General features: G+C 67.4%; 21 protein-coding genes and 1 tRNA gene. 12 read left to right on the forward strand and 10 right to left on the reverse strand.

What is annotated here, in order from left to right; translation table 11 throughout:
- Positions 1-43 precede the first annotated feature (43 nt).
- From ABRP34_RS20620 to ABRP34_RS20650, 7 genes are all read left to right on the forward strand, one after another.
- A complete protein-coding gene (locus tag ABRP34_RS20620; RefSeq protein WP_353711600.1) occupies positions 44-763 on the forward strand; it encodes a DUF501 domain-containing protein in 720 nt (239 codons plus the stop codon).
- Positions 760-1,716 carry a Ppx/GppA phosphatase family protein gene (locus ABRP34_RS20625; protein WP_353711601.1) on the forward strand — a complete coding sequence of 319 codons (957 nt, stop codon included), beginning with the start codon at positions 760-762 and terminating at the stop codon, positions 1,714-1,716. The genes ABRP34_RS20620 and ABRP34_RS20625 overlap by 4 nt, the downstream gene beginning before the upstream one ends.
- Before the next feature lie 18 nt (positions 1,717-1,734).
- Positions 1,735-3,132 carry a S8 family serine peptidase gene (locus ABRP34_RS20630; protein WP_353711602.1) on the forward strand — a complete coding sequence of 466 codons (1,398 nt, stop codon included), beginning with the start codon at positions 1,735-1,737 and terminating at the stop codon, positions 3,130-3,132.
- Positions 3,133-3,166: 34 nt separating this feature from the next.
- The gene (locus ABRP34_RS20635; protein ID WP_353711603.1) at positions 3,167-4,642 is read left to right on the forward strand and encodes an FAD-dependent oxidoreductase; all 1,476 of its coding nucleotides are present in this window, start codon (positions 3,167-3,169) and stop codon (positions 4,640-4,642) included.
- Between the two features lie 188 nt (positions 4,643-4,830).
- Positions 4,831-5,781, forward strand: coding sequence for an N-acetyltransferase (locus ABRP34_RS20640; RefSeq protein ID WP_353711604.1), 951 nt, complete (start codon positions 4,831-4,833; stop codon positions 5,779-5,781).
- A 20-nt stretch (positions 5,782-5,801) separates the two neighbouring features.
- A tRNA-Leu gene (locus ABRP34_RS20645) sits at positions 5,802-5,875 on the forward strand.
- 173 nt (positions 5,876-6,048) lie between these two features.
- Positions 6,049-7,395 (forward strand): ABC transporter substrate-binding protein, encoded by a 1,347-nt coding sequence (locus ABRP34_RS20650; protein WP_353711605.1) that lies wholly within the window; start codon positions 6,049-6,051, stop codon positions 7,393-7,395.
- Between the two features lie 73 nt (positions 7,396-7,468).
- Here the strand turns inward: ABRP34_RS20650 and ABRP34_RS20655 are convergent, their stop codons facing one another.
- Genes ABRP34_RS20655 through ABRP34_RS20670 form a run of 4 tightly spaced genes read right to left on the reverse strand, consistent with a single transcriptional unit; the run spans position 7,469 to position 11,600 of the window.
- Positions 7,469-8,239: an ABC transporter ATP-binding protein gene (locus ABRP34_RS20655; protein WP_353711606.1), complete on the reverse strand. Its 771-nt coding sequence runs from the start codon at positions 8,237-8,239 to the stop codon at positions 7,469-7,471.
- Positions 8,236-9,330, reverse strand: coding sequence for an ABC transporter ATP-binding protein (locus tag ABRP34_RS20660; RefSeq protein ID WP_353711607.1), 1,095 nt, complete (start codon positions 9,328-9,330; stop codon positions 8,236-8,238). Before ABRP34_RS20660 ends, ABRP34_RS20655 begins: the two co-directional genes overlap by 4 nt.
- Positions 9,327-10,295 (reverse strand): branched-chain amino acid ABC transporter permease, encoded by a 969-nt coding sequence (locus ABRP34_RS20665; protein ID WP_353711608.1) that lies wholly within the window; start codon positions 10,293-10,295, stop codon positions 9,327-9,329. Before ABRP34_RS20665 ends, ABRP34_RS20660 begins: the two co-directional genes overlap by 4 nt.
- A gap of 9 nt (positions 10,296-10,304) precedes the next feature.
- A complete protein-coding gene (locus tag ABRP34_RS20670) occupies positions 10,305-11,600 on the reverse strand; it encodes a branched-chain amino acid ABC transporter permease (RefSeq protein WP_043417658.1) in 1,296 nt (431 codons plus the stop codon).
- Positions 11,601-11,948: 348 nt separating this feature from the next.
- Here ABRP34_RS20670 and ABRP34_RS20675 point away from each other — a divergent pair, with 348 nt between their 5' ends.
- A complete protein-coding gene (locus ABRP34_RS20675; RefSeq protein ID WP_353711609.1) occupies positions 11,949-12,881 on the forward strand; it encodes a Bax inhibitor-1/YccA family protein in 933 nt (310 codons plus the stop codon).
- A gap of 122 nt (positions 12,882-13,003) precedes the next feature.
- Here the strand turns inward: ABRP34_RS20675 and ABRP34_RS20680 are convergent, their stop codons facing one another.
- Genes ABRP34_RS20680 through ABRP34_RS20695 form a run of 4 tightly spaced genes read right to left on the reverse strand, consistent with a single transcriptional unit; the run spans position 13,004 to position 17,568 of the window.
- A complete protein-coding gene (locus tag ABRP34_RS20680) occupies positions 13,004-14,242 on the reverse strand; it encodes an acetyl-CoA C-acetyltransferase (RefSeq protein WP_353711610.1) in 1,239 nt (412 codons plus the stop codon).
- 37 nt (positions 14,243-14,279) lie between these two features.
- Positions 14,280-15,437, reverse strand: a complete 1,158-nt coding sequence (gene galK, locus ABRP34_RS20685; protein ID WP_353711611.1) for a galactokinase — start codon at positions 15,435-15,437, stop codon at positions 14,280-14,282.
- The gene (galT, locus tag ABRP34_RS20690) at positions 15,434-16,627 is read right to left on the reverse strand and encodes a galactose-1-phosphate uridylyltransferase (protein WP_353711612.1); all 1,194 of its coding nucleotides are present in this window, start codon (positions 16,625-16,627) and stop codon (positions 15,434-15,436) included. The genes galK and galT overlap by 4 nt, the downstream gene beginning before the upstream one ends.
- Positions 16,624-17,568: a DeoR/GlpR family DNA-binding transcription regulator gene (locus tag ABRP34_RS20695; protein ID WP_353711613.1), complete on the reverse strand. Its 945-nt coding sequence runs from the start codon at positions 17,566-17,568 to the stop codon at positions 16,624-16,626. The genes galT and ABRP34_RS20695 overlap by 4 nt, the downstream gene beginning before the upstream one ends.
- 181 nt (positions 17,569-17,749) lie before the next feature.
- Between ABRP34_RS20695 and ABRP34_RS20700 the strand changes: the two genes are divergently transcribed.
- The 4 genes from ABRP34_RS20700 to ABRP34_RS20715 all read left to right on the forward strand — a co-directional run bounded on the left by ABRP34_RS20700 (position 17,750) and on the right by ABRP34_RS20715 (position 22,099).
- Positions 17,750-18,745 (forward strand): aldose 1-epimerase family protein, encoded by a 996-nt coding sequence (locus ABRP34_RS20700; protein WP_353711614.1) that lies wholly within the window; start codon positions 17,750-17,752, stop codon positions 18,743-18,745.
- Between the two features lie 82 nt (positions 18,746-18,827).
- Positions 18,828-20,243 (forward strand): AI-2E family transporter, encoded by a 1,416-nt coding sequence (locus ABRP34_RS20705; protein WP_353711615.1) that lies wholly within the window; start codon positions 18,828-18,830, stop codon positions 20,241-20,243.
- Between the two features lie 3 nt (positions 20,244-20,246).
- Entirely contained in the window at positions 20,247-21,485 is a 1,239-nt protein-coding gene (gene ilvA / locus ABRP34_RS20710) for a threonine ammonia-lyase (protein ID WP_003798029.1), read from the forward strand.
- Positions 21,486-21,493: 8 nt separating this feature from the next.
- Complete coding sequence (locus ABRP34_RS20715) at positions 21,494-22,099, forward strand: rhomboid family intramembrane serine protease (protein WP_353711616.1); 606 nt, start codon at positions 21,494-21,496, stop codon at positions 22,097-22,099.
- Positions 22,100-22,218: 119 nt separating this feature from the next.
- Here ABRP34_RS20715 and greA read toward each other — a convergent pair whose 3' ends face one another.
- Together greA and ABRP34_RS20725 are read right to left on the reverse strand one after the other, a co-directional pair.
- On the reverse strand, positions 22,219-22,713 hold the full coding sequence (gene greA, locus ABRP34_RS20720; RefSeq protein ID WP_003798024.1) for a transcription elongation factor GreA: 495 nt from the start codon (positions 22,711-22,713) through the stop codon (positions 22,219-22,221).
- Between the two features lie 181 nt (positions 22,714-22,894).
- Positions 22,895-23,365 carry a DUF4307 domain-containing protein gene (locus ABRP34_RS20725; protein WP_353711617.1) on the reverse strand — a complete coding sequence of 157 codons (471 nt, stop codon included), beginning with the start codon at positions 23,363-23,365 and terminating at the stop codon, positions 22,895-22,897.
- Positions 23,366-23,415: the final 50 nt, after the last annotated feature.

The raw sequence follows: 23,415 nt of genomic DNA on the forward strand, positions 1-23,415 counted from the left end.
ATTTCGGGGCAGCCAGATCCGGGCAGGAAGGACGGCCACGCCAGTGGACGACAACACGGCAACCGCCCCCGGTGAATCCCGGCAGCCATCAGCGCAGGACCTCGATGTGCTCAGCCGCCAGCTGGGGAGGCCGGTGCGTGACGTTGTGGAAATCCCGGCGCGCTGCGTCTGCGGGAACCCGCTCGTGGCGGCAACATCCCCGCGCCTCAGCAACGGAACACCATTCCCCACCACGTTCTACCTGACCCACCCCGTCATCACGTCGGCGGTCTCCCGGCTTGAAGCAGGCGGCCTCATGAACGACATGAACGACCGGCTTGCCGCCGACGAATCGTTGGCGGCCTCCTACCGGAACGCCCACGAGGCGTACCTGGCTGCCCGCGCCGACATCGGGGCACGCTCGGGCATCGGTGACGTCCCGGAGATCGACGGCGTCTCCGCCGGCGGCATGCCCACCCGCGTCAAGTGCCTGCACGTCCTGGTGGGACACTCGCTGGCCGCCGGGCCGGGCGTCAATCCGCTGGGAGACGAGGCCGTCGCGGCCATCAGCGAATGGTGGACCGCCGACCGCTGCTACTGCGACGGCGCCTGGGACACGGCCGGTGAGGCACCTTCCCGGGACCTCAGCCGCCACGGCCCGCAGGGGCTGCCGGACATCGTCGGCCGGCCGGCGCCCGTCCGCAAATCCAGGGCGGACGCAACCACAACGGACGCCCCCGCCACAGACACCACCGGCGCAACCACAACGGAGGCAGGCGCATGACCCGGGTGGCCGCCATTGACTGCGGTACCAACTCCATCCGCCTGCTCATCGCCGACATCGACCGCAGCAACGGGGCCGCCAGGCTCACCGATATCGTGCGCGAAATGCGCGTGGTCCGCCTCGGCCAGGGCGTCGACGCTACCGGCGAGCTGGCGCCCGAAGCGCTGGAGCGCACCTTCGCGGCCACGGCTGACTACGCCGCGCTTATCCGCGAGTACCAGGCCCGGAAAGTCCGCTTCGTGGCCACCTCGGCCAGCCGGGACGCCCGGAACCGCCAGGTCTTCGTGGACGGCATCCGGAACCTCATCGGCGTGGAGCCTGAGGTGATCACCGGCCAAGAGGAAGCAGCGCTTTCCTTCGCCGGCGCCAGCAGCGTGCTGCCTATCTCGGCCGAGGACAAAGTCCTGGTGGTGGACCTGGGCGGCGGCAGCACGGAGTTTGTGCTCGGTGACGCCAACGGCGTGATCGCCGCGAAGTCGGTGGACATCGGCTGCGTCCGGCTGACCGAGCGCCACCTCACGTCGGATCCGCCCACGGCCGAACAGATCGCCGCCGCGGAGGCAGACGTCGACGCCGCCGTTGCCGAAGCGCACCTGGACGTTCCGCTGGAACGCAGCACCGCCGTCGTCGGGGTTGCCGGCTCAATCACCACCATCACCGCGCACGCGCTCAAGCTGCCCGAATACCTGCCCGGGGCCATCCACGGCGCCGAACTGTCCATCTCTGCGGTCCAGGCGGCAGCCACCGACCTGCTGCAGATGCCGCGGGCGCAGAGGGCCGAACTGCCGTACATGCACCCCGGCCGGGTGGACGTCATTGGCGCCGGCGCGCTGGTCTGGCGGCGCATCCTCACCCGCATGGGCGAACTCAGCAGCGGCCGCATAATTACGGCCACCGCCAGCGAGCACGATATTCTTGATGGAATTGCCCTGAGTGCCGAGGCACCAAGTTAACCAAGTATTGGATCCTGCATGACCAGAGCAACAGCCCGGCTTCGCCGGACGGTCTCGGCCCTTCTGTCCGCGGTGCTTGCCGGCGGCATCGCCGCGTCCGCCGTCGCCACCGCACCGGCCGCGCAGGCCGACTCCTGGCGGGACAAGGAGTACTGGCTCAAAGAAGCCGGCATCACCAAGGCGTGGGAGGTCTCCAAGGGCGCCAACGTGAAGGTTGCTGTCATCGACAGCGGCGTGGACGGCGGCCACCCCGACCTCAAGGGCGTGCTGGCCGGGGGCCATGACGTCTCCGGTGCCGGCGCCCCCGACGGCGAGAAGAGCATCGGTGCCAAGCCCGAGCACGGCACGCTGGTGGCCACCATGCTCGCGGGCCGCGGACACGAGCCGGCGAAGAAGGCGACGGCCAGCGCCAAGCCTTCCCCGAACGCCACCGCAACGGCCTCCAAAACCAAGCCGGACGGCATCATGGGCGTGGCACCCGAGGCGCAGATCCTGTCCGTGTCCACCTGGCTGGGATCGGCCAACCCCGGCGGCAAGAGCGACCAGGACCAGATCCCGGAGGCTGTGCGCTGGGCGGTGGACAACGGCGCCAAGGTCATCAACATTTCGCTGGGCAGCACGTCGCCTGAGTGGCCGCAAAGCTGGGACGCCGCCTTCCTGTACGCCGAGCAGAAGGACGTGGTCATCGTGGCCGCGGCCGGCAACCGGGTGGGCGGCAACGTCCAGGTGGGGGCTCCTGCCACCATCCCCGGCGTGCTGACCGTGGCGGGCCTGGACCTGAACGGACAGGCAAGCACCGATTCCTCCTCCCAAGGCATCAGCATCGGAGTGGCAGCACCTGCGGAGAAGCTCGCCGGCGGACTGCCGGGCGGCAGCTACGCGGAATGGGCCGGCACGTCCGGTGCCACGCCCATTGTCTCCGGCGTTGCGGCACTGATCCGCTCCAAGTGGCCCGAGATGAGCGCCAAGCAGGTCATCAACAGGATCGTCTCCACCGCCAAGGACGAGGGCTCACCGGGCAAGGACCCGCTGTACGGCTTCGGCGTCCTCAACGCGGAGGCGGCACTCAAGGACGACGTGGCCGAGACGAAGTCCAATCCGCTGGGTTCCATCGCGGACTGGATCCGCGTGCACCGGCGCGGGAACCTCGCCACGCCCGCTCCCGAGCCGACGGCCCCGGCAGCCACCGCCCAGGCGACTCTGCCCAAGGCGACCGTGCCGGTAGCGGTGCCGCCGTCGCAGCTGGACAGTGCTTTGCCGGCCGCGGTGGTCATCGGGTTTGGCGGGCTGTTCATAGCCATCATTGTGGCCGGCACGGTCCAGCTCCGGAGGGCGTACCGGGCTTCCGGAGGGGGAGTGGAGGACCCGGAAACGGGCGCGGTGACAAAGGTGGAACCGGCCCACCGGCGAAGTTAGTGAAGATTTTCACAAAGTACTGTACTCTGGAGTTATGGCAACCACCCCACAGCTCCAGGATCGTCCGCGTGTGCTCGTCGTCGGCGGCGGGTACGTCGGCCTTTACGTAGCCCTCAAACTGCAGAAGAAGATCGCGAACGCAGGCGGCATCGTCACCGTCGTTGATCCGCTGCCCTACATGACCTACCAGCCCTTCCTGCCGGAAGTTGCCGGCGGAAACATCGAGGCCCGCCACGCAGTGGTCTCGCACCGCCAGCACCTCAAGCAGACCGAGCTCATCCAGGGCCGCGTCGTATCCATCGACCACGCCAACCGCACTGCCGTGGTTGCCCCGGCTGACGGTGGCGACAACTTCGAGGTGCCGTACTTCGACGTCGTGCTTTCCGCCGGCGCCATCACCCGCACGTTCCCCATCAAGGGCCTGGCGGACAAGGGCATCGGCCTGAAGACCATCGAGGAAGCCGTTGCGCTGCGCAACAAGGTCCTTGACCGCATCGAGGTCGGCTCCACCATGACCGACCCCGCCGAACGCGCCCGCGCCCTGACCTTCGTGGTGGTGGGCGGCGGCTTCGCCGGCATCGAGTGCATCACCGAAATGGAAGACCTCGCCCGCGCTGCCGTCAAGAACAACCCGCGCGTCAAGCAGGAGGAAGTCCGCTTCGTCCTCGTCGAGGCCATGGGCCGCATCATGCCCGAGGTCACCGCGAAGCAGGCCGAGTGGGTCGTCGATCACCTCCGCAGCCGCGGCATCGAGGTCCTGCTGAACACGTCGCTGGACAACGCCGAGGGTTCCCTCAAGCTCATCAACCTGCCGGACAAGACCCCGGCCCAGGAATTCGAGACCGACACGCTCGTGTGGACCGCCGGTGTGCAGGCCAACCCGATGGTCCGCTCCACCGACTTCCCGCTTGAGCCCCGCGGCCGCGTCCGCGTCCTGCCGGACCTGCGCATCTCGGGCGACGAAGGCATCATCGACAACGCCTGGGCAGCCGGTGACATCGCCGCGGTTCCCGACCTGACCGGCGGCGGCCTGCCGGACGGCACCTGCGTTCCCAACGCCCAGCACGCGCTGCGCCAGGCCAAGCGCCTCGCGAAGAACCTGTGGGCTTCCCGCTGGGACAAGCCGCTGGTGGACTACAAGCACAAGAACCTCGGTGCTGTGGCCGGCTTCGGTGAGTGGAAGGGTGTTGCCAACATCAACCTGCTCGGCCGCATCGGGCTCAAGGGCCCCCTCGCGTGGCTGGCACACCGTGGCTACCACGGCATGGCCATGCCGACGTTCGAGCGCAAGTTCCGCGTGATCTTCAACTGGATCCTGAGCTTCTTCGCAGGCCGCGACACCACCCAGCTGCTGGACCTGGACAACCCGCGCGGCGCCTTCGTGGCTGCCGCCACCCCGGCGCCCAAGCCGGCAGCTCCCGCCGCACCGGCTCCGGCCGCACCGGCTGAGAAGGCTGCGGACGCTCCCCAGGGCGGCGCCAAGGATCCCGTCAAGGCTGAGGCCAAGTAAGTCCGTCCCCACCGCCTCCCTCGCTTCGCTCCGCTCAGCCAGGGAACCCTCGGCGGCGGAGGCCCCACAAACGACGACGACGGCCGTTCCCTTTTGGGGGAACGGCCGCTTTCGCGTTTCCCGGGCGGGGCGGTCTACCTTGGTGCGCCCCTCCCGGGAACGGCAGGGTGCACCCATAGACTGGCTGCATGACGGGTGAAAAGAACCTCCAAACTCTCCTTGCCTCGATGCGTCCGGTGCTCAGGGAGGGGGAGTACGTCTATGTGCTCTGGCCGCACGGCAAGCCGCTGGCGGGGCACATCGAGGCCGCCGTCCGGGAGGCCGAAGGGCTCACGGTGGTCCTGCCCCGGGCCGAAGCGGACGCGCTGGACCTGCCTTACGATTTCGTGGCCGCCTGGATCACCCTCGAGGTCCACTCGGCCCTGGAGGCGGTGGGCCTGACCGCGGCCGTCAGCAGGGCACTGACCCAGGCCCGGATCAGCTGCAACGTTCTGGCCGGCTTCCACCACGACCATCTCCTGGTGCCGGTGGCTGATGCGGCGCGGGCGCTGGAGGTCCTGGCCGGACTCTCAGCCGCCAACGCCGCCGAGCCCGAACCGGTGCGGGAAGTGGTCCTGCGCAGCGAACAGCCCGGGGACCGCGACGCCCTCCTCGCCCTGACCGCCGAGGCGTTCGCCGTTTCGCCGGTCACCGGCCTGCCCGTGGCGGGGGAGCCGGTTGAGGTCAAAGTGCTCCGCGAGCTGTTTGTCGCCGAGGAATACCTGCCGGAGTTCAGCATCGTCGCCGAACTCGACGGCGAAATCGTCGGCCACGTGATCAGCACCCGTGCGTGGGTGGATGACCTTGAGCTGCTGGGGCTCGGGCCCATCTGCGTGACGCCCCGGCTGCAGCGCCATGGCATCGGCTCGGCGCTGATGCGCGAAACCGTCGTCCGTGCCAATGCTGCGGGGGAGAAGGGCATAGCGCTGCTCGGAAGCACCGAGTACTATCCGCGCTTCGGCTTCGTTCCGGCGGCCTCCCTGGGCGTCGAGGCGCCGGACAAGAACTGGGGCGACCATTTCCAACTGCTGCCCCTCGCCCTGTGGCCCGGCGGGGTCCACGGCACATTCCGGTACGCGGGGCCATTGGCCGCCGTCTGAGGCGATACGATTGACCGGGCGCCCCAGTAGCCCAATTGGCAGAGGCAGCGGACTTAAAATCCGCGTGTTGTGGGTTCGAGTCCCACCTGGGGTACAACTTTGCTCCTCCACGTCGCCGGTGTTCCAATATGCAACGAGTGTTATGAGGATGTGACCTTAGTCACTTATGTTCACGCTCGAATTGGATTAGCTTGAACTTAGCTCAGGAACCCCTGACCAAAAATCGCATCAAAGGCCGTTCGCACCTTTCGATCGAGGAGACTCTAAATGATTTCACTCCCCCAGACGGCGCCAAGGGTCGCTAAGCTCACAGCGCTTAGCATCGGCGTCGCCCTTCTGGCCACGGCTTGTGGTGGCGGTTCCACCCCAAGCGCGACCGAATCCTCCGCAGCGGCAGGCGGCATCGCGTGCCCTGCCCCCAGTGCCACGGCCGGGGCAACCAGCACCTCCACGGAGACCGGCGGCGTGCCGGCAGCAACCACCACCACCCCCACACCGCTGAAACTTGGATCGCTCCTGCCGACGACGGGGTCGCTGGCGTTCCTCGGCCCGCCCGAAATTGCCGGCGTTAACCTCGGCATCAAGGAAGTCAACGACGCTGGCGGCGTGCTCGGCAAGCCGGTTTCGATCACGCACCGTGACTCCGGCGACACCAAGACCGACATCGCCACCCAGTCCACCACAGCGCTCCTCGGCCAGGGTGTCAGCGCCATCATCGGTGCGGCCTCCTCGGGTGTGTCCAAGACGGTGATCAACCAGATCACCGGCGCGGGCGTCATCCAGTTCTCCCCGGCAAACACCTCGCCGGACTTCACCACCTGGGATGACAAGGGCCTGTACTGGCGCACGGCTCCTTCGGACGTGCTGCAAGGCAAGGTGCTGGGCAACTACATGGCAACCTGTGGCGCCCAGACGGTAGGCATGATCGTCCTGAACGACGCCTACGGCACGGGCCTGGCCAAGAACGTCAAGTCCGCGTTTGAAGCAGCCGGTGGCCAGGTTGTGGCCGAGGAGCTCTTCAACGAGGGCGACTCGCAGTTCAGCAGCCAGGTGGACAAGGTCATCGCCGCCAAGCCGGATGCCATTGCCCTGATCACTTTTGACCAGGCCAAGAGCATCGTCCCGCTGATCACGGGCAAGGGCATCAAGGCGACGCAGCTGTTCATGGTGGACGGCAACACGTCCGACTACAGCAAGGACTTCAAGCCCGGCACGCTGAAGGGCGCACAGGGAACCATCCCCGGAACCTTCGCCAAGGAGGACTTCAAGAAGAAGCTCCTCGCCATCGACCCCGCCTTGAAGGACTACAGCTACGCCGGTGAGTCCTACGACGCCGTCAACCTGATCTCGCTGGCAGCGGAGGCCGCCAAGAGCACGAAGGGCACGGAGATCGCCAAGCAGCTCAAGGCAGTTTCCGAGGGCGGCGAGAAGTGCACGGACTTCGCGTCCTGCGTCACGCTGCTCCGCAACGGCAAGGACATCGACTACGACGGCGAGTCCGGCCCGGTGACCTTCTCCGACGCCGGTGACCCGACGGAAGCCTCCATTGGCATCTACGAGTACCAGGACGACAACAAGTACACGCCGGCCCGGGAGGAATTCGGCAAGCTGTAAGCCGCCTTCCCGCCGCACAACAGAAGCCCCCGTCCGGCCGGACGGGGGCTTCTGTGTGTCTTCTGTGGGGCAGTTAGTCCTCGTCGGCCAGCGTGCCGAGGTACAGCTGGATGACCTTCGGGTCCTTCATGAGCTCACGGCCCGTGCCGGTGTAGGCATCTCTGCCCTGGTCCAGGACGTAGCCGCGGTCGCAGATCTGAAGGCAGCGGCGGGCGTTCTGTTCCACCATGATGACGGACACCCCGGCACGGTTGATCTCGTGCACGCGCAGGAAGGTCTCATCCTGCTTGACGGGGGAGAGGCCCGCCGAGGGTTCGTCCAGCAGCAGCACTGCCGGCTCCATCATCAGGGCCCGCCCCATGGCCACCATCTGCCGTTCGCCTCCGGACAGCGAGCCCGCACGCTGCGCCCTGCGTTTACCCAGTTCCGGGAAAAGGCTGGTGACGAAGTCGAAGCGCTCCGCGAAGTCCTTGGGCCGCTGGAACATGCCCATCTGCATGTTTTCCTCGATGGTGAGGGTGGAGAAGACGTTGTTGGTCTGGGGCACGAAACCAACGCCCTGGGTCACCAGCTTGTTCGCCTTGAGCCCTGTGAGGTCCTGGCCCCTGACCACCACGGATCCGGAGTGCACCTTCACCAGGCCGAACATGGCTTTCAGCAGTGTGGACTTGCCGGCCCCGTTCGGGCCGATAATGCCAATCAGTTCGCCCTTCCGGGCCTCGATGCTGCACCCGTTGAGGATGTTGACGCCGGGAAGGTAGCCGGCCACCAGATCGGTGACCTTGACGACGGCGCCGTCCGCGGCTGCGTTGCTTGCGGCCGGGGCCGCGCTCGTGGCACTCATTCCTTGTCCTTTTCTGGCTGGCCGACAGCTGTGGATCCGGCGTCTGTCCGTCCGTCGTCTGTGCGTCGGGTATCCGGGGCGGCTTTGGTGGCCGGGCCTGCTTCGGTGATCGTGGGCGCCACGATGTCCACCGCGATGATGCCCGCGTCCTCGGTGCCGACGATCGATTCCTCGTCTGCCGCGAGTTCCTGCTCAAGCGCCTTGATGCCCTCGGTGTCGCCGAGATCGACGTCATGGTGGGCGCCCAGATAGGCGTCGATGACGGCGGGGTCCTTCATGACATCGACCGGGGGTCCCTCGGCCACGATCTTGCCTTCGGCCATGACCACCACCCAGTCCGCGATGTGCCGGACCATATGCATGTCGTGTTCCACGAAGAGGACGGTCATGCCCTCGGACTTGAGGTTCTTGATGTGATCCAGCAACGACTGCGTCAGTGCCGGGTTGACCCCTGCCATCGGTTCATCCAGCATCACCAGCTTGGGCCGAACCATCAGGGAGCGGGCCATTTCCAGCAGTTTGCGCTGGCCGCCGGACAGCGACGCCGCGTAGTCGTCCTTCTTGGTGTCGAGCTTGAACTTCTCCAGCAGGACATTGGCGTGCTCGGTGATCTCCTTTTCGCGGCCGCCCCAGATGTTCTTGAACAGGGCCTTGGACAGCCTCTCGCCCGGCTGGTTGGACGCGCCGAGCCGCATGTTTTCCATGACGGTCAGCTTGCCCATGACCTTGGTGAGCTGGAACGTGCGCACCATCCCCATCCGGGCCACCTTGTAGGAGGACACCCCGGCGATGCTCTGGCCCTCGAACTGCCACTTGCCGGAGTTCGGTGTGTCAAAGCCGGTGAGCAGGTTGAACAGGGTGGTCTTGCCGGCCCCGTTGGGGCCGATCAGGGCGGTGATCTTGTGCCGCGGGATTTCCAGGTATTCGACGTCGACGGCGTTGATGCCGCCGAAGCTGCGGGTGACGTTTTCGGCGACGACGATCGCGTCCCGCTTCTTGCAGCCGGGGGTGTTCTCCCCGACGGCGATCGGCCGGGCGTCCGTCATGTAGTCGACGCCCGCTTCCATTGATTCTTCGCTGTGCTTGCTCATGCGAACGCCAGCTCCTTCTTATTGCCGAAGACACCCTGCGGCCTGAAAATCATCAGCAGCATCAGGGCGATGCCCACCAGGATGTAGCGCAGCTGGCCGGCCTGGACAGTGGTGAGCCAGGTCACCGCGCCGGATTCGATCAGCCCGTACAGGACGCCCTGCGTGAGGGACAGGACCACCCAGAAGATCATGGCGCCGATCACCGGCCCCAGGACCGTGGCCATGCCGCCCAGCAGGAGGCAGGTCCACAGGAAGAATGTCAGCTCGGTGCCGTAGTTGGCGGGCTGCACGGCGCCGCGCGGGAGCGTGAAGATCATCCCGGCCAGTGCGCCGAAGGTGCCGCCGATCACCAGCGCCTGCATCTTGTGGGCGTAGACGTTCTTGCCGAGTGAGCGCACCGCGTTCTCGTCCTCGCGGATGCCTTTCAGCACGCGGCCCCAGGGGCTGCGCATGAGGAGCCAGACGAGCACGCAGCCGATGGCCACGAGTCCCCAGCCGACCACCCGGATGAAGAAGTCACGGTTGTTCATACCGAAGTAGGAGCCCTCCGGGAAGGGGTTCATCGAATAGAACCCGCCCTCGAAGGCGGCGAGCCCGTTGGCCGAACCGGTCACGGACGTGAGCTGGTTGGTGGTGACGACGTAGCGGACGATTTCCGCCGCCGCAATAGTGACGATGGCCAGGTAGTCCGCCCGTAGACGGAGGGTGGGAATGCCCAGCACCAACGCAAAAAGCACGGAACAGATGACGGCGATCAGGAGGCCGATAAAGAAGGGCACCCGGAAGGTGAGCGTCGAGATGGCGAAGCCGTAGGCCCCGACCGCCATGAAGCCGGCCTGGCCAAAGTTCAGCAGGCCCGAGTAGCCGAAGTGCACGGCGAGGCCGAGCGCGGCGAGTGCGTACGCCGCCGTCGTCGGACTGAAAATTTCACTGGCTGCGCTGGAGAGGATGAATCCGAAGTCCATGGCTGTCTCCTAACCCACGCGCTCGCGGCGGCCCAGGATGCCCTGGGGCCGGAACAAGAGGACAACGATCATGATGAAGAGTGCTCCCACGTATTTGAGGTCGGCCGCGAGGCCGAACACGGTGGTCAGTTCGACGAAGATGCCGACGATGATGGATCCGACCAGGGCGCCGAAGACGGTGCCGAGGCCGCCGAGGGTCACGCCGGCGAAGATGAGCAGCAGGATCTGCGAGCCCATGTCGAACGTGACGCCCGGGCGGTAATAAGCCCAGAGGATGCCCCCGAGTGAGGCCAGCATGCCGCCCGTGATCCAGACCAGGCGGATGACGCCGTCGACGTCGATTCCGGAGGCGGCGGCCAGCGCGGGGTTGTCGGCCACGGCCCGGGTGGCCTTGCCCAGCCGCGTCTTCAGCAGCACCATGCCGATGAGGGCGATGACGACGGCGCTGATGACCAGGGACCACAGGTTGTTGGGGGAGATGGAGACCGGGCCGAGCTGGACTTCCGCGCTCTGCGCGAACGGCAGCTGCTGCGTGGCTCCGCCGAAGTAGAACTGGATGATGTAGCGGACCGCCAGGGCCAGGCCGATGCTGACAATCATCATGGGCACCAGGCCGGTGCCGCGGCGGCGCAGCGGCCGCCAAAGCCCGGCGTCCTGCGCGTAGCCGAAGAGTCCGCCGCCGAGCAGGGCCAGGATGATGGCCAGCCAGAAGGGCAGGTTCATGGCGCTGAACCCGAAGACCAGCACGGCGCCCAGGGTCACCATCTCGCCGTGCGCGAAGTTGGTGAGCCCGGTGGTGCCGAAGATCAGGGACAGGCCCACTGAAGCGAGGGCGAGCAAAAGGCCGAAGCTAAGGCCGGCCACGAGCCTGTTGAGCAGGTTCTGGCCGAAGTCCTGCTGCTGCACAACGATGCCTTTGCCGAACGCGAAGATGACGGAGAGGTTTGACGTCTGGCTGAACGTGACGGTCCGGGGATTCGACTGGCCTTCGGCGAGCTTGATGCCTTCCGGAAGCGTGGATTCGTCCAGCTGGATCTCGTAGGTCCCCTGGCTGGGAACGCCGATCCGCCACGACCCGTTGGCGCCCGAGGTTGCCTCCCCGGTGAAGGTCCCGCTCTTGGCGGTGATCTTGACGCCTTCGATGGGGCGCCGTGTATCGTCGCGGAGGAAGCCGCTGATGGTGTCCTGGAACTGCTGGTTCGACGGGGGTGGTGTCGGAGCTGGCGTGCCTGCCTGCGATGCCGGCGCTGCGACCAGCAGAAGTGCCACGACGGCGGAGGCAATGGCCCCCCAAACCTTCAGCAGCCCGGCCGGCCGCCGGATAGGCAGCCCTCTCGGTGTGCGTCTCAAATTGAAAACCTCCACGTGGGGGTGGTTGCGGCTGCCTCATTGCAGCCGCTGCGAACGGAGGGCGCCGGATATCATTGCTGGTGGAGCGGGTATTGACTAGCTGTGATATTCGTCACCCTGACCCGCTTATCGTACAGCGCAAGCAGTACAAACCGCGTGGGCGGAGCTGGCCATCAGATAGCGATCCGGTAACAACTGAAATCCCGCGTCACCAGCAGGAACTTTCCGTGCCGCTGGTCCGTGGAAATTGATAGCGTGACCAGTAGATTCATCACCCGACCCCAGACATGGAGGACACCCGCAATGGCACTTGGCGGAAACCCGATCTTCAACGGAAAGAATTTCCGTGGAGCCACCCAGGCACCGCCTGTCCCGCAGGCGTACGGCAACAACTACGGTCAGAACCAGTTCGGCCAGCCGGCGTACGGCCAGGGCCGCGCCCCGGGCCAGGTCATGGATGCACAGTCCGGCTGGATGTCACAGCAGCAGAACATGTCCAACGACCAGCTGCAGCAGATGTACAACCGGCCTGCCGCCGGGCCGTCCGAAACCGGGCGGATGACCTTCGACGACGTCATCGTCAAGACCGCCATCTGCCTCGCGGCCGTGGTGGCCGGCGCCGCCGTCACGCTGGTCGTGGCGCTGCCCCTCGCCAGCCTGCTGATGATCGTCGGCGCGCTGGGCGGCTTTGTGCTGGCCCTCGTCAACACGTTCAAGAAGCAGCCGTCGCCGGCCCTCATCCTGGCCTATGCAGCCCTCGAGGGCCTGTTCCTCGGCGGCCTGACCCGCATCCTTGACGGCATGTACCCGGGCGTCGGCCTGCAGGCGGTCATCGGCACGCTGTCGGTCTTCGCCGTGACCCTGGTGCTCTTCAAGAGCGGCAAGGTCCGTGCCACCCCCAAGGCGATGCGCTTCTTCATGATTGCCACCATCGGCTACGCGGTCTTCGCCCTGATCAATATGGTCATGATGTGGACCGGCGCGGTGGACTCCCCCTTCGGCCTGCGCACGAGCATGGAGATCGCAGGCATTCCGCTGGGCGTCTTCATCGGCCTGCTCGCGATCGGCCTCGCTGCCTTCTCGCTAATCATGGACTTCACCAGCATCGAGGCGGGCGTCCGCAGCGGAGCGCCGGAGCGTTTCTCGTGGACTGCCGCCTTCGGCCTGACCGTCACGCTCGTGTGGCTGTATGTGGAAATCATCCGCCTGCTGGCCATCCTCCGAGGCGACGACTAACGCCCAAGCCGGCAGACCGCCGTCGTACGCTTCAAGGTTCGTACGTTCATTAGGGAGTGGGCCCCGCCAACCGGCGGGGCCCACTCCCGCGTTTAAGGCTGGAGTTTGTCCAAAGCGGGCGGCTAGGTGAGGCGCTCCAACACCACGGCCATGCCCTGCCCGCCGCCGACGCAGAGGGTGGCGAGGCCCATCGTTCCGTCCGTCTCGCGCAGGCCATTAAGCAGCGTGGTGGTCATGCGGGCCCCGGTCATGCCGAACGGATGGCCCAGGGCGATGGCACCGCCGTGGACGTTGAGCCTCGCGGGGTCGATTTTCAGCTCGCGGGCGCTGGCCACCACCTGCACGGCGAAGGCCTCGTTGAGCTCCACAAGGTCGATGTCCCGCATGTCCAGGCGCGCGCGGGCCAGCGCCTGCCGTGAGGCTTCCACCGGCCCCATCCCCATCAGCTCGGGGGACAAGGCTGTGGCCGCGGTGGAGACGATCCGGGCCAGCGGCTCCAGCCCCAGGTCCCTGGCCAGGTCGTAGCTCATGACCACCAGGGCGGCGGCGCCGTCATTGAGCGGGCACGCATTGCCTGCCGTGACGGTTCCCTCCCGGCGGAAGACCGGCTGCAGAGCACTGACGGCGTCGAGGGTCACACCCGGCCGCGGTGAATCGTCCCGGTCCACCACCGTGCCGTCGCGCCGCTCATACGGCGTGATCTCGCGGGCATAGAAGCCCGAGGCGATCGCGGCCTCGGCCCGGTTCTGGCTCAGCACGGCCCATTCGTCCTGGTCCGCACGGCTGACGCCGTAGGAAGTGGCCACGTTCTCGGCTGTCTGGCCCATGGCGATATAGATGTCCGGCATGCGGCCGCCCAGCCGCGGATCCGTCCAGGGCGTGTTCGACTCGGCCCGCGCGGCCGTGCGCTGGCGGGCCGGCTCGAACAGCGGGTTGTGGTTCCGGGCCCCGGTTTCGCCGGCCCCGGCCCAGTCCTGGTAGCGCGACACGGCTTCGACGCCGGCCGCCACGAACGCCTGGCCCTCGCCCGCCCGGATGGCGTGGAAGGCCATCCGGAGGGTCTGCAGGCTCGAGGCGCAGAACCTGTTGACGGTGGCGGCGGGCACGTTGTCCAGGCCCGTGAGGATGGTGACGACACGGGCCATGTTGGAGCCCGCTTCGCCGCTCGGTTCGGCGCACCCGAGGTACAGGTCGTCCAGGCCCGGCCCGCTGTCTCCGGTGGGGTCGAACGCCGGCAGTTTGGCCAGCGCCGCGCCGACCATGGCCGCCGCCAGGTCGTCCGGCCGCTCGTCCTTCAGCGACCCTTTGAAAGCGCGCCCGATCGGGCTCCTGGCGGTTGAAACAATGACTGCTTCAGGCATGCGACCAGCCTACGCCCCGAGCAGGGTGTAGCAGCAGCTACACCAGCCGCATCGCCCCGGCGGCCGGGGTGACCGTGAAGATGTCCGGCGCGGTGTACCCCGCCTCCGCGAAGGCCCGTACGACGGCGGTACGCACCTGCTGCTCCTCGCTCGCCGGGGTCAGTGCGATGGCGGCGCCGCCAAAACCGCCGCCGGTCATCCGGGCGCCGATGGCGCCGTTGGCCCGGGAGGTATCGGCGGCGAGATCCAGTTCGGCGCACGAGATCTCAAAGTCGTCGCGCATGGACGCATGGCTGGCGTCGAGCAGGGCGCCGATCGCCGACGGGCCCTGTTGCCCCAGGAATTCCACGGTCTGCAGCACGCGGTCGTTCTCGGTGACCACGTGCCGCACGCGGCGGAATGTGACCTCGTCCAGCAGGCCGCTGGCCTCCTCCAGATCACCGGGAGTGACGTCCCGGAGCGCCTTGACGCCCAGCACCTCGGCGCCCAGTTCGCAGGACGCCCGGCGGGAAGCGTAGCCGCCGTCGGCATGGGAATGGGACACCTTGGTGTCGATGACCAGCAGGACCAGGCCGGCCGCCTCGGCCTCGAAGGGAACCAGTTGGACACTCTGGTCCCGGCAGTCCAGGAACACGGCGTGGCCCTTGGAACCGCGCAGCGAGGCTGACTGGTCCATGATGCCCGTGGGTGCGCCGACAAAGTCGTTCTCCGCACGCTGGGTGGCCAGGACCATGTCCTCCGGGCCCATGCCTGCTCCAGTGAGGTCGTTGAGTGCCGAGATCGCGGCGCATTCAATGGCGTGCGAAGAGGACAGCCCGGCGCCGAGGGGCACGTCGGAGTCCAGCAGCAGGTCCAGGCCCGGGACGTCGATGCCGCGCTGCTGCAGGGACCAGATGACGCCCAGCGGATACTTGGTCCAGCCCTTGGCTGTCCCGGGCTGCAGCGAAGCTGTGTCCGCCGTCGTGATTCCCTGGTCGCCGTAGGTGGAGAGCAGCCGGATGGTGGAATCGGGGCGGACCCCCACGGCCACCCGGGCGGTCCGGTCGATGGCGAAAGGCAGCACGAAGCCCTCGTTGTAGTCTGTGTGCTCGCCGATCAGGTTGACCCGGCCGGGAGCCTGCCACACGCCGTCGGGCTGGCGGCCGAATGCGGCATGGAACCGGGCCTCGAGGTCGGTGGTGGCGGGGGCGGTCATGCGTGGGCTCCTTCGATGAGGTCTGGTTCGGTAACGCCTTGTTCGATGAGGCCGGGCGCGGCCGGAGCGAGCGCCTCGGCCGGGGATGCCGGAACGGTGACCGAGCGGAGCCGCTCTGCCACCTGTTCGGGGGTGGTGTCGTTGATGAAGGCACCCATGGCCGCCTCGGAGCCGGCCAGGAACTTGAGCTTGTCCGCCGCACGGCGCGGGGAGGTCAGCTGCAGGTGGAGGTAGCTTGCGGGGCGCAGCAGGTCATCCACCGGGGCCTGGTGCCAGGCCGAAATGTAGGGCGTCGGGGTGGGGTAGAGGGCGTCGAAGCGCTTGAGCAGGTCGAGGTAGACGTGGGCCAGTTCGTCCTTCTCCTCCCCGGTCAGCCCCGCCAGATCCGGGACCTGGCGGTGCGGTACGAGGTGGATCTCCAGCGGCCACCGGGCGGCGAACGGAACGTAGGCACTGAAGCTGTCGCTTTCCAGCACCATCCGGCTGCCGTCCTCCCGTTCGGCGCGCAGCAGCGAGCCTGTCAGTGTTTGCCGCCCATCGGCGTCGTCATAAAACCTGCGCGCGGCTGAGCCCATGACGGCGGCGCGCGGCGTGACATAGGGGTAGGCGTAAATCTGGCCGTGCGGGTGGTGCAGGGTGACGCCGATGTCCGCGCCACGGTTCTCGAACGGGAAAACCTGCTTGATGCCGGGCAACGCGCTGAGGGCGGCCGTCCGGTGCGACCAGGCCTCCACCACTGTGCGGGCACGGGTTTCGCTCAGGCCGCTGAACGATCCCGTGTGTTCCGGGGTGAAGGTGACCACCTCGCAGCGCCCGAAGGCCGGGCCCGCGGTTCCCCAGCCCGGGCTGGCGGGGACCGGGCCAAGGGCCGGGCCCAGGGAGGGGAATCGGTTTTCGAACACCACGACGTCGTAGTCCGGTGCGGGGATCTCCGACGGGTTGGCGTCTGTGGTGGGGCAGATGGGGCACTGGTCCGCCGGCGGCAGGTGGGTGCGCGTCTGCCGGTGCGCGGCCACTGCAACCCATTCGCCGGTCAGTGCGTCATACCGGACTTCGCCGGGCTCCCCGCGGGCCGGGAGATCCCGGCGGTCCTGGGTGAGCTCCACCGACCGCGGGCGGGGCGAGCCGGCGTCGTCGAAGTAGAGCAATTCGCGGCCGTCGGCGAGGTGGGTGCTGGTGATATGGGTCATGCGTCATTTCCTTTGAACGCGGTAGCCGGCGTCTGGCCGTCCGGGAGGCTGGTGGGGCGGTCGGGAAGGGGGTCGTGGTCCCAACTAGGTAGCACTTCAGGGGGCTCCCAGCCGTGGGAACGCCCTGAGCTGCTACCTGGTTGGGAGGCCGGGGGTATGTGTGCCAGCCGCAGTTCGCCGACGGACTGCCGCAGCAGCTCCTCGGCGGCAGTGCCGGCGGGGCCTGTGCTGATCCGGTCGTCGGTGATGAGGGTGCCGACGGCGGACAGCGGGGCGATCCCGGCCAGCCCCACGGTCCCGTACTTGGTGGCGTCGGCGAGTACTGCCAGCTGGTCCGATGCCGCGATCATGGCGGCGTTGACCTCGGACTCGAGGAGGTTTGGCGAGGTGATGCCGGCCGTGGGGTCGAAGCCGTGCACGCCCATGAAGCAGAGGTCGGCGTGCAGGTTGTCCAGGGCGTGCACCGTGACCGGGCCGACAAGGGCCTCGGACGGTGTGCGCTGGCCGCCCAGGACCACGGTGCGGATGCCGCCGTCACCGGCTGCCGCCAGCGCGCTGGCTGCCATGAGGGAGTTGGTGGCCACCGTGAGCCCGAGATCCCGGGGGAGTAGCCGCGCCAGCTCGTGGGTGGTGGTGCCGCCGGAAACCAGCAGGGTCATGCCGGGCCGGAGCAGCATGAGGGCCTCCGCGGCGATGGCCCGTTTCGCGTCTGCTTCCCGGGCCGACTTTGCGCCGAAGCCCGGTTCGACGGCGCTGAACGCGGCAGGGCGTGTGGCACCGCCGTGAACCCGCAGCAGCAGGCCTTCGGCATCGAGCGCATCGATGTCGCGCCGGACGGTCATCTCGGAGACACGGAGCAGGTCCGCGAGTGCCGCGACGCGGACCGTGCCTTCCGCATCGAGTTCCTGGAGGATGAGGTGCTGCCGCTGTGTTGCGAGCATGTTGCTCCTCCTTTCCTCGCGGACTGAGTGCGGGCAGGCTATGTGGGCCCGGTCACTGTTTGTGGCTGCTCCTATTGTGGCACAAAGCGATCAAAAACAAATACTTTCTAACAAAAAATAACAAACATTGTCCCCGTCGGCGGTAGCACGCAGGCTGGTGCGCGCGTTGTACCGTAGGTCCATGACTTCCGGCGCGACTTCCGAAACCAGCCATTCCGCCACGGGCAGCCATGCCCCGACGGCGAGTGATTCCCCAACGACTTCGAGGCGCTACGCCACGGGCAGGCAGTACGAGCTCAGGCGCGGTGACGCGCTCGCCGTGGTCACCGAGCTCGCTGCCGGGCTGCGGTGGTACGGCCGCGGGGACGTCCAGCTGACGGAGTCCTACGGGGATTCCGACATTCCGCCCGGCGCCACCGGGATAACCCTGGCGCCCTGGGCGAACAGGGTGGAAGACGGCGTCTGGCGCCTGAACGGCAAGAAGCAGCAGTTGGACATCACCGAGGTTTCCAAAAACAACGCAAGCCACGGGCTCCTGCGCAACGCGGCATACTCCCTGGTCGCGGAATCCGAATTTGCCGTGACGCTCGAGGCTCCGGTGTTCCCCCAGCACGGCTACCCCTTCCTCGTGCGGCACCGTGTGGAGTACTCCTTGGCCGAGGACCTGGGCCTGGAGGTGCGGCAAACGCTGGTCAACGATTCCGAGACCGAGGCGCCTTTCGTGCTCGGGGCGCACCCATACCTCCGGATCGGCGACGTGCCCTCCGAGGAGCTCACGCTGACTGTCAATGCCGCAACGCGGCTGGTGGCGGACGAGCGGCTCATCCCGCGCAGCTCCGCACCCGTCTCGGCGGACAGCGACCTGCGGAAGGGGAGGACGGTGGGGGACCTGGATCTCGACGCCGCCCTGACCGATCTGGCGTTCGACGGCGGGATCGCCCGTCACACGCTGACCGCGCCGGACGGCCGCAGCGTCAGCCTGTGGCAGGACGAGACCTGCCCGTTCGTCCACGTGTTTGTCAGCCGCATCTACCCGGGCCGGGCGGCGGCTGTGGCACTGGAACCGATGACAGGGCCGGCGAATGCCTTTAACTCGGGGGACAGCCTCCGCTGGCTGGCGCCCGGGGACTCGTTCACCATCACCTGGGGCATCCGCGCCGACCTCGCCGGGGCCTGACCAGGCAGTACCCGGCCAGGGCAGTGCACAGTCGGGCCGTGGCGCGTTTCCCATAGCAGGGCGGCTAGGGAAGTATTGGGCTATGACGCCAGCAAAGGACGCCACACCAGACGACGCCGCCAACACGAGCGCCAGAGCGAGTGCCAGCGCCAGCCCGGCAGGCAGCGCCAGCGCCGCCGGCAGGGCGAGCACCGCAAACGCGGGCCGGCCCTCCGGGCGCGCTCCCTTCGAACGCCTGGAGCCCCGGCGCATCCGGACGGACCGTGACCTTGAACAGGACATTCCCTACGGGGTGCGCATTGCGGCGGCATGGGCCTGGCGGCTGGGGCTGATCCTGCTGGTCATCGGGGCCCTGGTCTGGCTGCTGGCCAAGGTCAGCTTCCTCATCATTCCCGTTATGGTCGCTGCGCTGCTGGCCGGCCTGCTGAGCCCCGTGGTGAGGTGGCTGCGGGAGTCGCGCGTGCCCAACGGGGCCGCCGTCGCCATCACCGTCCTGGGCTTCATCGGCCTCATCGCCGGTTCCCTGGCCCTCGTCGGCCGGCAGTTGGCCCTCGGTTTCCAGGAGCTGTGGAGCGAGGCGCTGACAGGTGTCCAGCAGGTCCAGGACTGGCTGGCCGAGGGCCCGCTGCACCTGACCGCCGCCCAGATCGACCAGTACATCCAGGAGGCCACGGCCGCGCTGCAGAACAACAGCAGCAGCATCCTGAGCGGCGCCCTGTCGTTCGGGAGCACCGCAGGCCACTTCGCGGCGGGGCTGATCCTGGCTCTGTTCATCCTGATCTTCTTCCTCCTCGAAGGCAGCCGCATCTGGTCCTTCCTGGTCCGGCTCCTGCCGCGGCAGGCGCGGATCCCCGCCGACGGCGCCGGCCGGCGCGGGTGGGCGTCCATGGTCAGCTACGCGCGGATCCAGATGTTCGTGGCTTTCGTGGACGCCGTGGGCATCGGCGTCGGCGCGGCGATCATCGGAGTTCCGCTGGCCTTGCCGCTGGCCGTGCTGGTGTTCATCGGTTCCTTCATCCCAGTGGTCGGTGCGCTCGTGACGGGCGCCATCGCGGTGCTGCTGGCCCTGGTGGCCAACGGCCCGGTCAACGCCCTGATCATGCTGGGCATCGTGCTGCTGGTGCAGCAGCTGGAAAGCCACATCCTGCAGCCGCTGGTCATGGGCAAGGCTGTGGCCCTGCATCCGGTGGCCGTGATCATGTCCGTTGCCGCCGGTTCCTACCTCGCAGGCATCCCCGGGGCGCTGTTCTCGGTCCCCATCCTGGCCGTAGCAAACTCGGCGATTCGGTATATTGCTGCCAGAACGTGGGAACATGAACTTGTGCCGGCCGCCGCGGGTACTGCAGACCTGGGCTCTGCCGATGAGGACAACACCTTCAGGGACGTCCGGCTGCCGGGCTCGCATTCCGGCCACGGCAAACCTGCCGGCACCACACACGGCGCCCCGGGCGGCAACGCCGCCCCCGGTGCCGACGTCGAATCACCCAAAGGAGAATAGTTCGTGAACACCCCCGAAAGCCTTCCCGTCACGCTGGACGATGTCCTTGAGGCGCAGAAGCTGCTGGACGGGATTATTGCGCGGACCCCGGTGGAGTCATCCCGGGCACTGGGCGCCATGGTGGGCGGCGAGGTCTACTTCAAATGCGAGAACCTGCAGCGTGCCGGCTCCTTCAAGGTGCGCGGCGCCTACGTGCGGATGGCGCGCCTCTCCGAATCGGATAAGAAGCGCGGGGTGGTGGCTGCCTCCGCCGGCAACCACGCGCAGGGCGTGGCCGTCGCGGCCAAGAGCCTGGGCATCAAGGCCCGGATCTACATGCCGCTCGGCGTGGCGCTGCCCAAGCTCGCCGCCACGCGCAGCCACGGCGCCGAGGTGGTCCTGCACGGGCACAACGTGGATGAGGCCCTTGCCGAGGCCCAGCGGTATGCCGACGACACCGGAGCAGTCTTCGTCCACCCCTTCGACAATGTGGACGTTGTGGCCGGCCAGGGCACCCTGGGCCTGGAGATCCTCGAGCAGGTGCCCAACGTCGACACCATCCTGATGGGGGTCGGCGGCGGCGGGCTGCTCGCCGGAGTTGCGGTGGCCGTCAAGGCCCGCGCGAAGGAACTCGGCCGCGAAATCCGCATCATCGGCGTCCAGGCGGAAAACGCGGCCGCCTACCCGCCGTCGCTGGCAGCGGACGCCCTGGTGCCGCTCAAAAAGGTGTCCACCATGGCCGACGGCATCGCCGTGGGCCGGCCCGGGCAGCTGCCGTTCAGCATCATCCGCGAACTCGTGGACGATGTGGTGACCGTCAGCGAAGACTCGCTGGCGCGGGCCCTGATCTTCCTGCTGGAACGCGCCAAGATGGTGGTGGAGCCCGCTGGTGCCGTGGGCGTGGCTGCCCTCATGGATGGCAAGATCGAGAACCCGGGAACCACCGCCGTCGTCCTGTCCGGCGGCAACATCGACCCCATGCTGATGTTGAAGGTGATCCAGCGCGGCCTTTCCGCCGCCGGCCGCTACATGACCGTGCGGATGATGCTCGATGACCGCCCCGGCTCGCTGGCGACGATCGCCCGCATCATCGCCGAGAACGACGCCAACGTGACCGGCCTTGACCACACCCGCGTGGGCGGTTCCATCAGCATGGGCGACGTCTCCATCACGGTGAACCTTGAAACCAAGGGCCACGAGCACGGCGAACAGGTCCTCGGCGCCCTGCGCGCGGAGGGCTTCCAGCCGATCGTGGTCCACTAGGGGCCGCAATGCTGGACACCCCGGGGGAGGCGCCCGCCACCAAGGAAACAGCTGCCGCCCGCGCCAAGGGCGGGCTGCTGGTGGTGGGATCGTTCGTTGTCCTGCTGTTCGCCATCGAGCTGCTCAACACGGTGCTGCTGCACTCGCTGAACGGCGTCTTCGGGCTCAGGCCCAGAAGCGCCGACGGCATCCTTGACGTGTTCACCTTCCCGCTGCTGCACGCCAACCTCAACCACGTGATGTCCAATGCGCTGCCGCTGATCATCTTCGGGTTCCTGGTGTTTCTGTCCGGGATCCGGGTGTTCCTCACGGCCGTTGCCTGCAGCTGGCTCGGCTCCGGGGTGGCCGTCTGGATGTTTGGCGCCGGCGGGATCACCGTGGGTTCGTTCGGCCTGGTCTTCGGTCTCTTCGCGTTTCTCCTGGTGCGAGGGTTCTTCAACCGCAGCTGGTGGCAGATCCTGCTCTCTGTGGTGCTCTTCCTGGCCTACGGCAGCATCCTCTTCGGGATCATTCCGAACGTGGCAGGGTACGTGTCCTGGCAGGCCCACCTCGGCGGCGCCGCAGGCGGCGTCCTGGCCGCCGTCGTGCTGCGGGCACGGGCGTCCCGCCGCTAAGCCCTGGGCGGCGTTGGCGGCGAGGCGTTACCAAGGCGATTTAAAGCACGACGCCGGCCGTCCCCGGAGTGGGGGAGGCCGGCGTCGTGCGTTTGCTGTGACCGCGGACGGCTGCGGTGTTAGCCCGAGTAAGGCTTGGCGGAGAGGATCTCCACCGGGATGTCCTTGCCGTTGGGGGCGGTGTAGCTGAGCTTGTCGCCCTCCTTGTGGCCCATGATCGCGGCACCGAGCGGGGACTTCTCGCTGAAAACGTCCAGGTCGGAGTCGCCGGCGATTTCACGGGAGCCGAGCAGGAAGGTCTCCTCGTCACCGGCGATGCGGGCGACGACGATCATGCCGGGCTCAACGATTCCGTCGTCGGCCGGTGCTTCGCCGACATGAGCGTCGCGGAGCAGGACGGTCAGCTGGCGGATGCGGGCCTCGATCTTGCCCTGCTCTTCCTTCGCAGCGTGGTAACCGCCGTTCTCCTTGAGGTCGCCCTCCTGACGGGCAGCGTCGATCTTCTGGACGATTTCCGCACGGCCGGGGCCGGAAAGGTGGTCCAGCTCTGCCTTCAGGCGGTCAAAAGCTTCCTGGGTAAGCCAAGCTGCAGGCGCGCTGTTAGTGGTAGACACGGACTTCTCCTCTAGTGGGTGTACAAGCGGTCTTACAAACAAAGACCCCGCCACGGTGGCCACCTGTGGAACTCAGTAACCATCTCAGCGGGGTAAAGGTATTGATCCATTGTAGTCAATCCTGTGGAGTAAACCCAACAAGCAAGCGGCGTGGGTCACATACCTTCTTCTGCTGCTGGCCCTACGAAGCCGCGGGCTTCGGAATCCAGCAGTTGTCCACGACGCCCGAGACGGCCTGCGACTCGGTGCGAAGGACAACGCGCTGGGCGAGGGTCCGCCCGCCGTCGGCACTCTGGCCCTGCGCCTCCTGATCCGCCGGCGGAATGTCGACCACCTTCCAGCCGACGACTGCGAACTTGGAATCGAGCGCCTTGATGGCGCACTTGACGGCCGTGCCGGGTTCCCTCGTCACCTGGAAGTCCACCTCGGCCTGCGTGGCATCCGTGGTCCGGTAGCCGATGTCCTTGAAGGTCACCGACGCCGTGGCGTTGGACGTGGAGACCCAGGCCAGAAAGCCCATCCCGATAGCCAGGGCAACGATGACCGCCCAGCGCCTGGCCTTTCGGGACAGCCTGCGCTTTGGACGGCCATAGCGATTGGCTAGGCTAATGTCTGCAGGCTCGGCAATGCCCGACTTGTCCTCGGTAGTCACCCTTCCAGTTTAGTGGCGATCACCCGGGGAAATATCCGGAGCCAGCATTG

Origin of the sequence: Arthrobacter sp. K5 (genome assembly GCF_040448525.1) — a bacterium.
Lineage (GTDB): Bacteria > Actinomycetota > Actinomycetes > Actinomycetales > Micrococcaceae > Arthrobacter > Arthrobacter globiformis.

Coding starts and splice junctions, on each gene's coding strand:
- ABRP34_RS20625 (WP_353711601.1), top strand. CDS start 760: ATGACCCGGGTGGCCGCCATTGACTGCGGTACCAACTCCATCCGCCTG.
- ABRP34_RS20630 (WP_353711602.1), top strand. CDS start 1,735: ATGACCAGAGCAACAGCCCGGCTTCGCCGGACGGTCTCGGCCCTTCTG.
- ABRP34_RS20635 (WP_353711603.1), top strand. CDS start 3,167: ATGGCAACCACCCCACAGCTCCAGGATCGTCCGCGTGTGCTCGTCGTC.
- ABRP34_RS20640 (WP_353711604.1), top strand. CDS start 4,831: ATGACGGGTGAAAAGAACCTCCAAACTCTCCTTGCCTCGATGCGTCCG.
- ABRP34_RS20650 (WP_353711605.1), top strand. CDS start 6,049: ATGATTTCACTCCCCCAGACGGCGCCAAGGGTCGCTAAGCTCACAGCG.
- ABRP34_RS20655 (WP_353711606.1), bottom strand. CDS start 8,239: ATGAGTGCCACGAGCGCGGCCCCGGCCGCAAGCAACGCAGCCGCGGAC.
- ABRP34_RS20660 (WP_353711607.1), bottom strand. CDS start 9,330: ATGAGCAAGCACAGCGAAGAATCAATGGAAGCGGGCGTCGACTACATG.
- ABRP34_RS20665 (WP_353711608.1), bottom strand. CDS start 10,295: ATGGACTTCGGATTCATCCTCTCCAGCGCAGCCAGTGAAATTTTCAGT.
- ABRP34_RS20675 (WP_353711609.1), top strand. CDS start 11,949: ATGGCACTTGGCGGAAACCCGATCTTCAACGGAAAGAATTTCCGTGGA.
- ABRP34_RS20680 (WP_353711610.1), bottom strand. CDS start 14,242: ATGCCTGAAGCAGTCATTGTTTCAACCGCCAGGAGCCCGATCGGGCGC.
- galK (WP_353711611.1), bottom strand. CDS start 15,437: ATGACCGCCCCCGCCACCACCGACCTCGAGGCCCGGTTCCATGCCGCA.
- galT (WP_353711612.1), bottom strand. CDS start 16,627: ATGACCCATATCACCAGCACCCACCTCGCCGACGGCCGCGAATTGCTC.
- ABRP34_RS20695 (WP_353711613.1), bottom strand. CDS start 17,568: ATGCTCGCAACACAGCGGCAGCACCTCATCCTCCAGGAACTCGATGCG.
- ABRP34_RS20700 (WP_353711614.1), top strand. CDS start 17,750: ATGACTTCCGGCGCGACTTCCGAAACCAGCCATTCCGCCACGGGCAGC.
- ABRP34_RS20705 (WP_353711615.1), top strand. CDS start 18,828: ATGACGCCAGCAAAGGACGCCACACCAGACGACGCCGCCAACACGAGC.
- ABRP34_RS20715 (WP_353711616.1), top strand. CDS start 21,494: ATGCTGGACACCCCGGGGGAGGCGCCCGCCACCAAGGAAACAGCTGCC.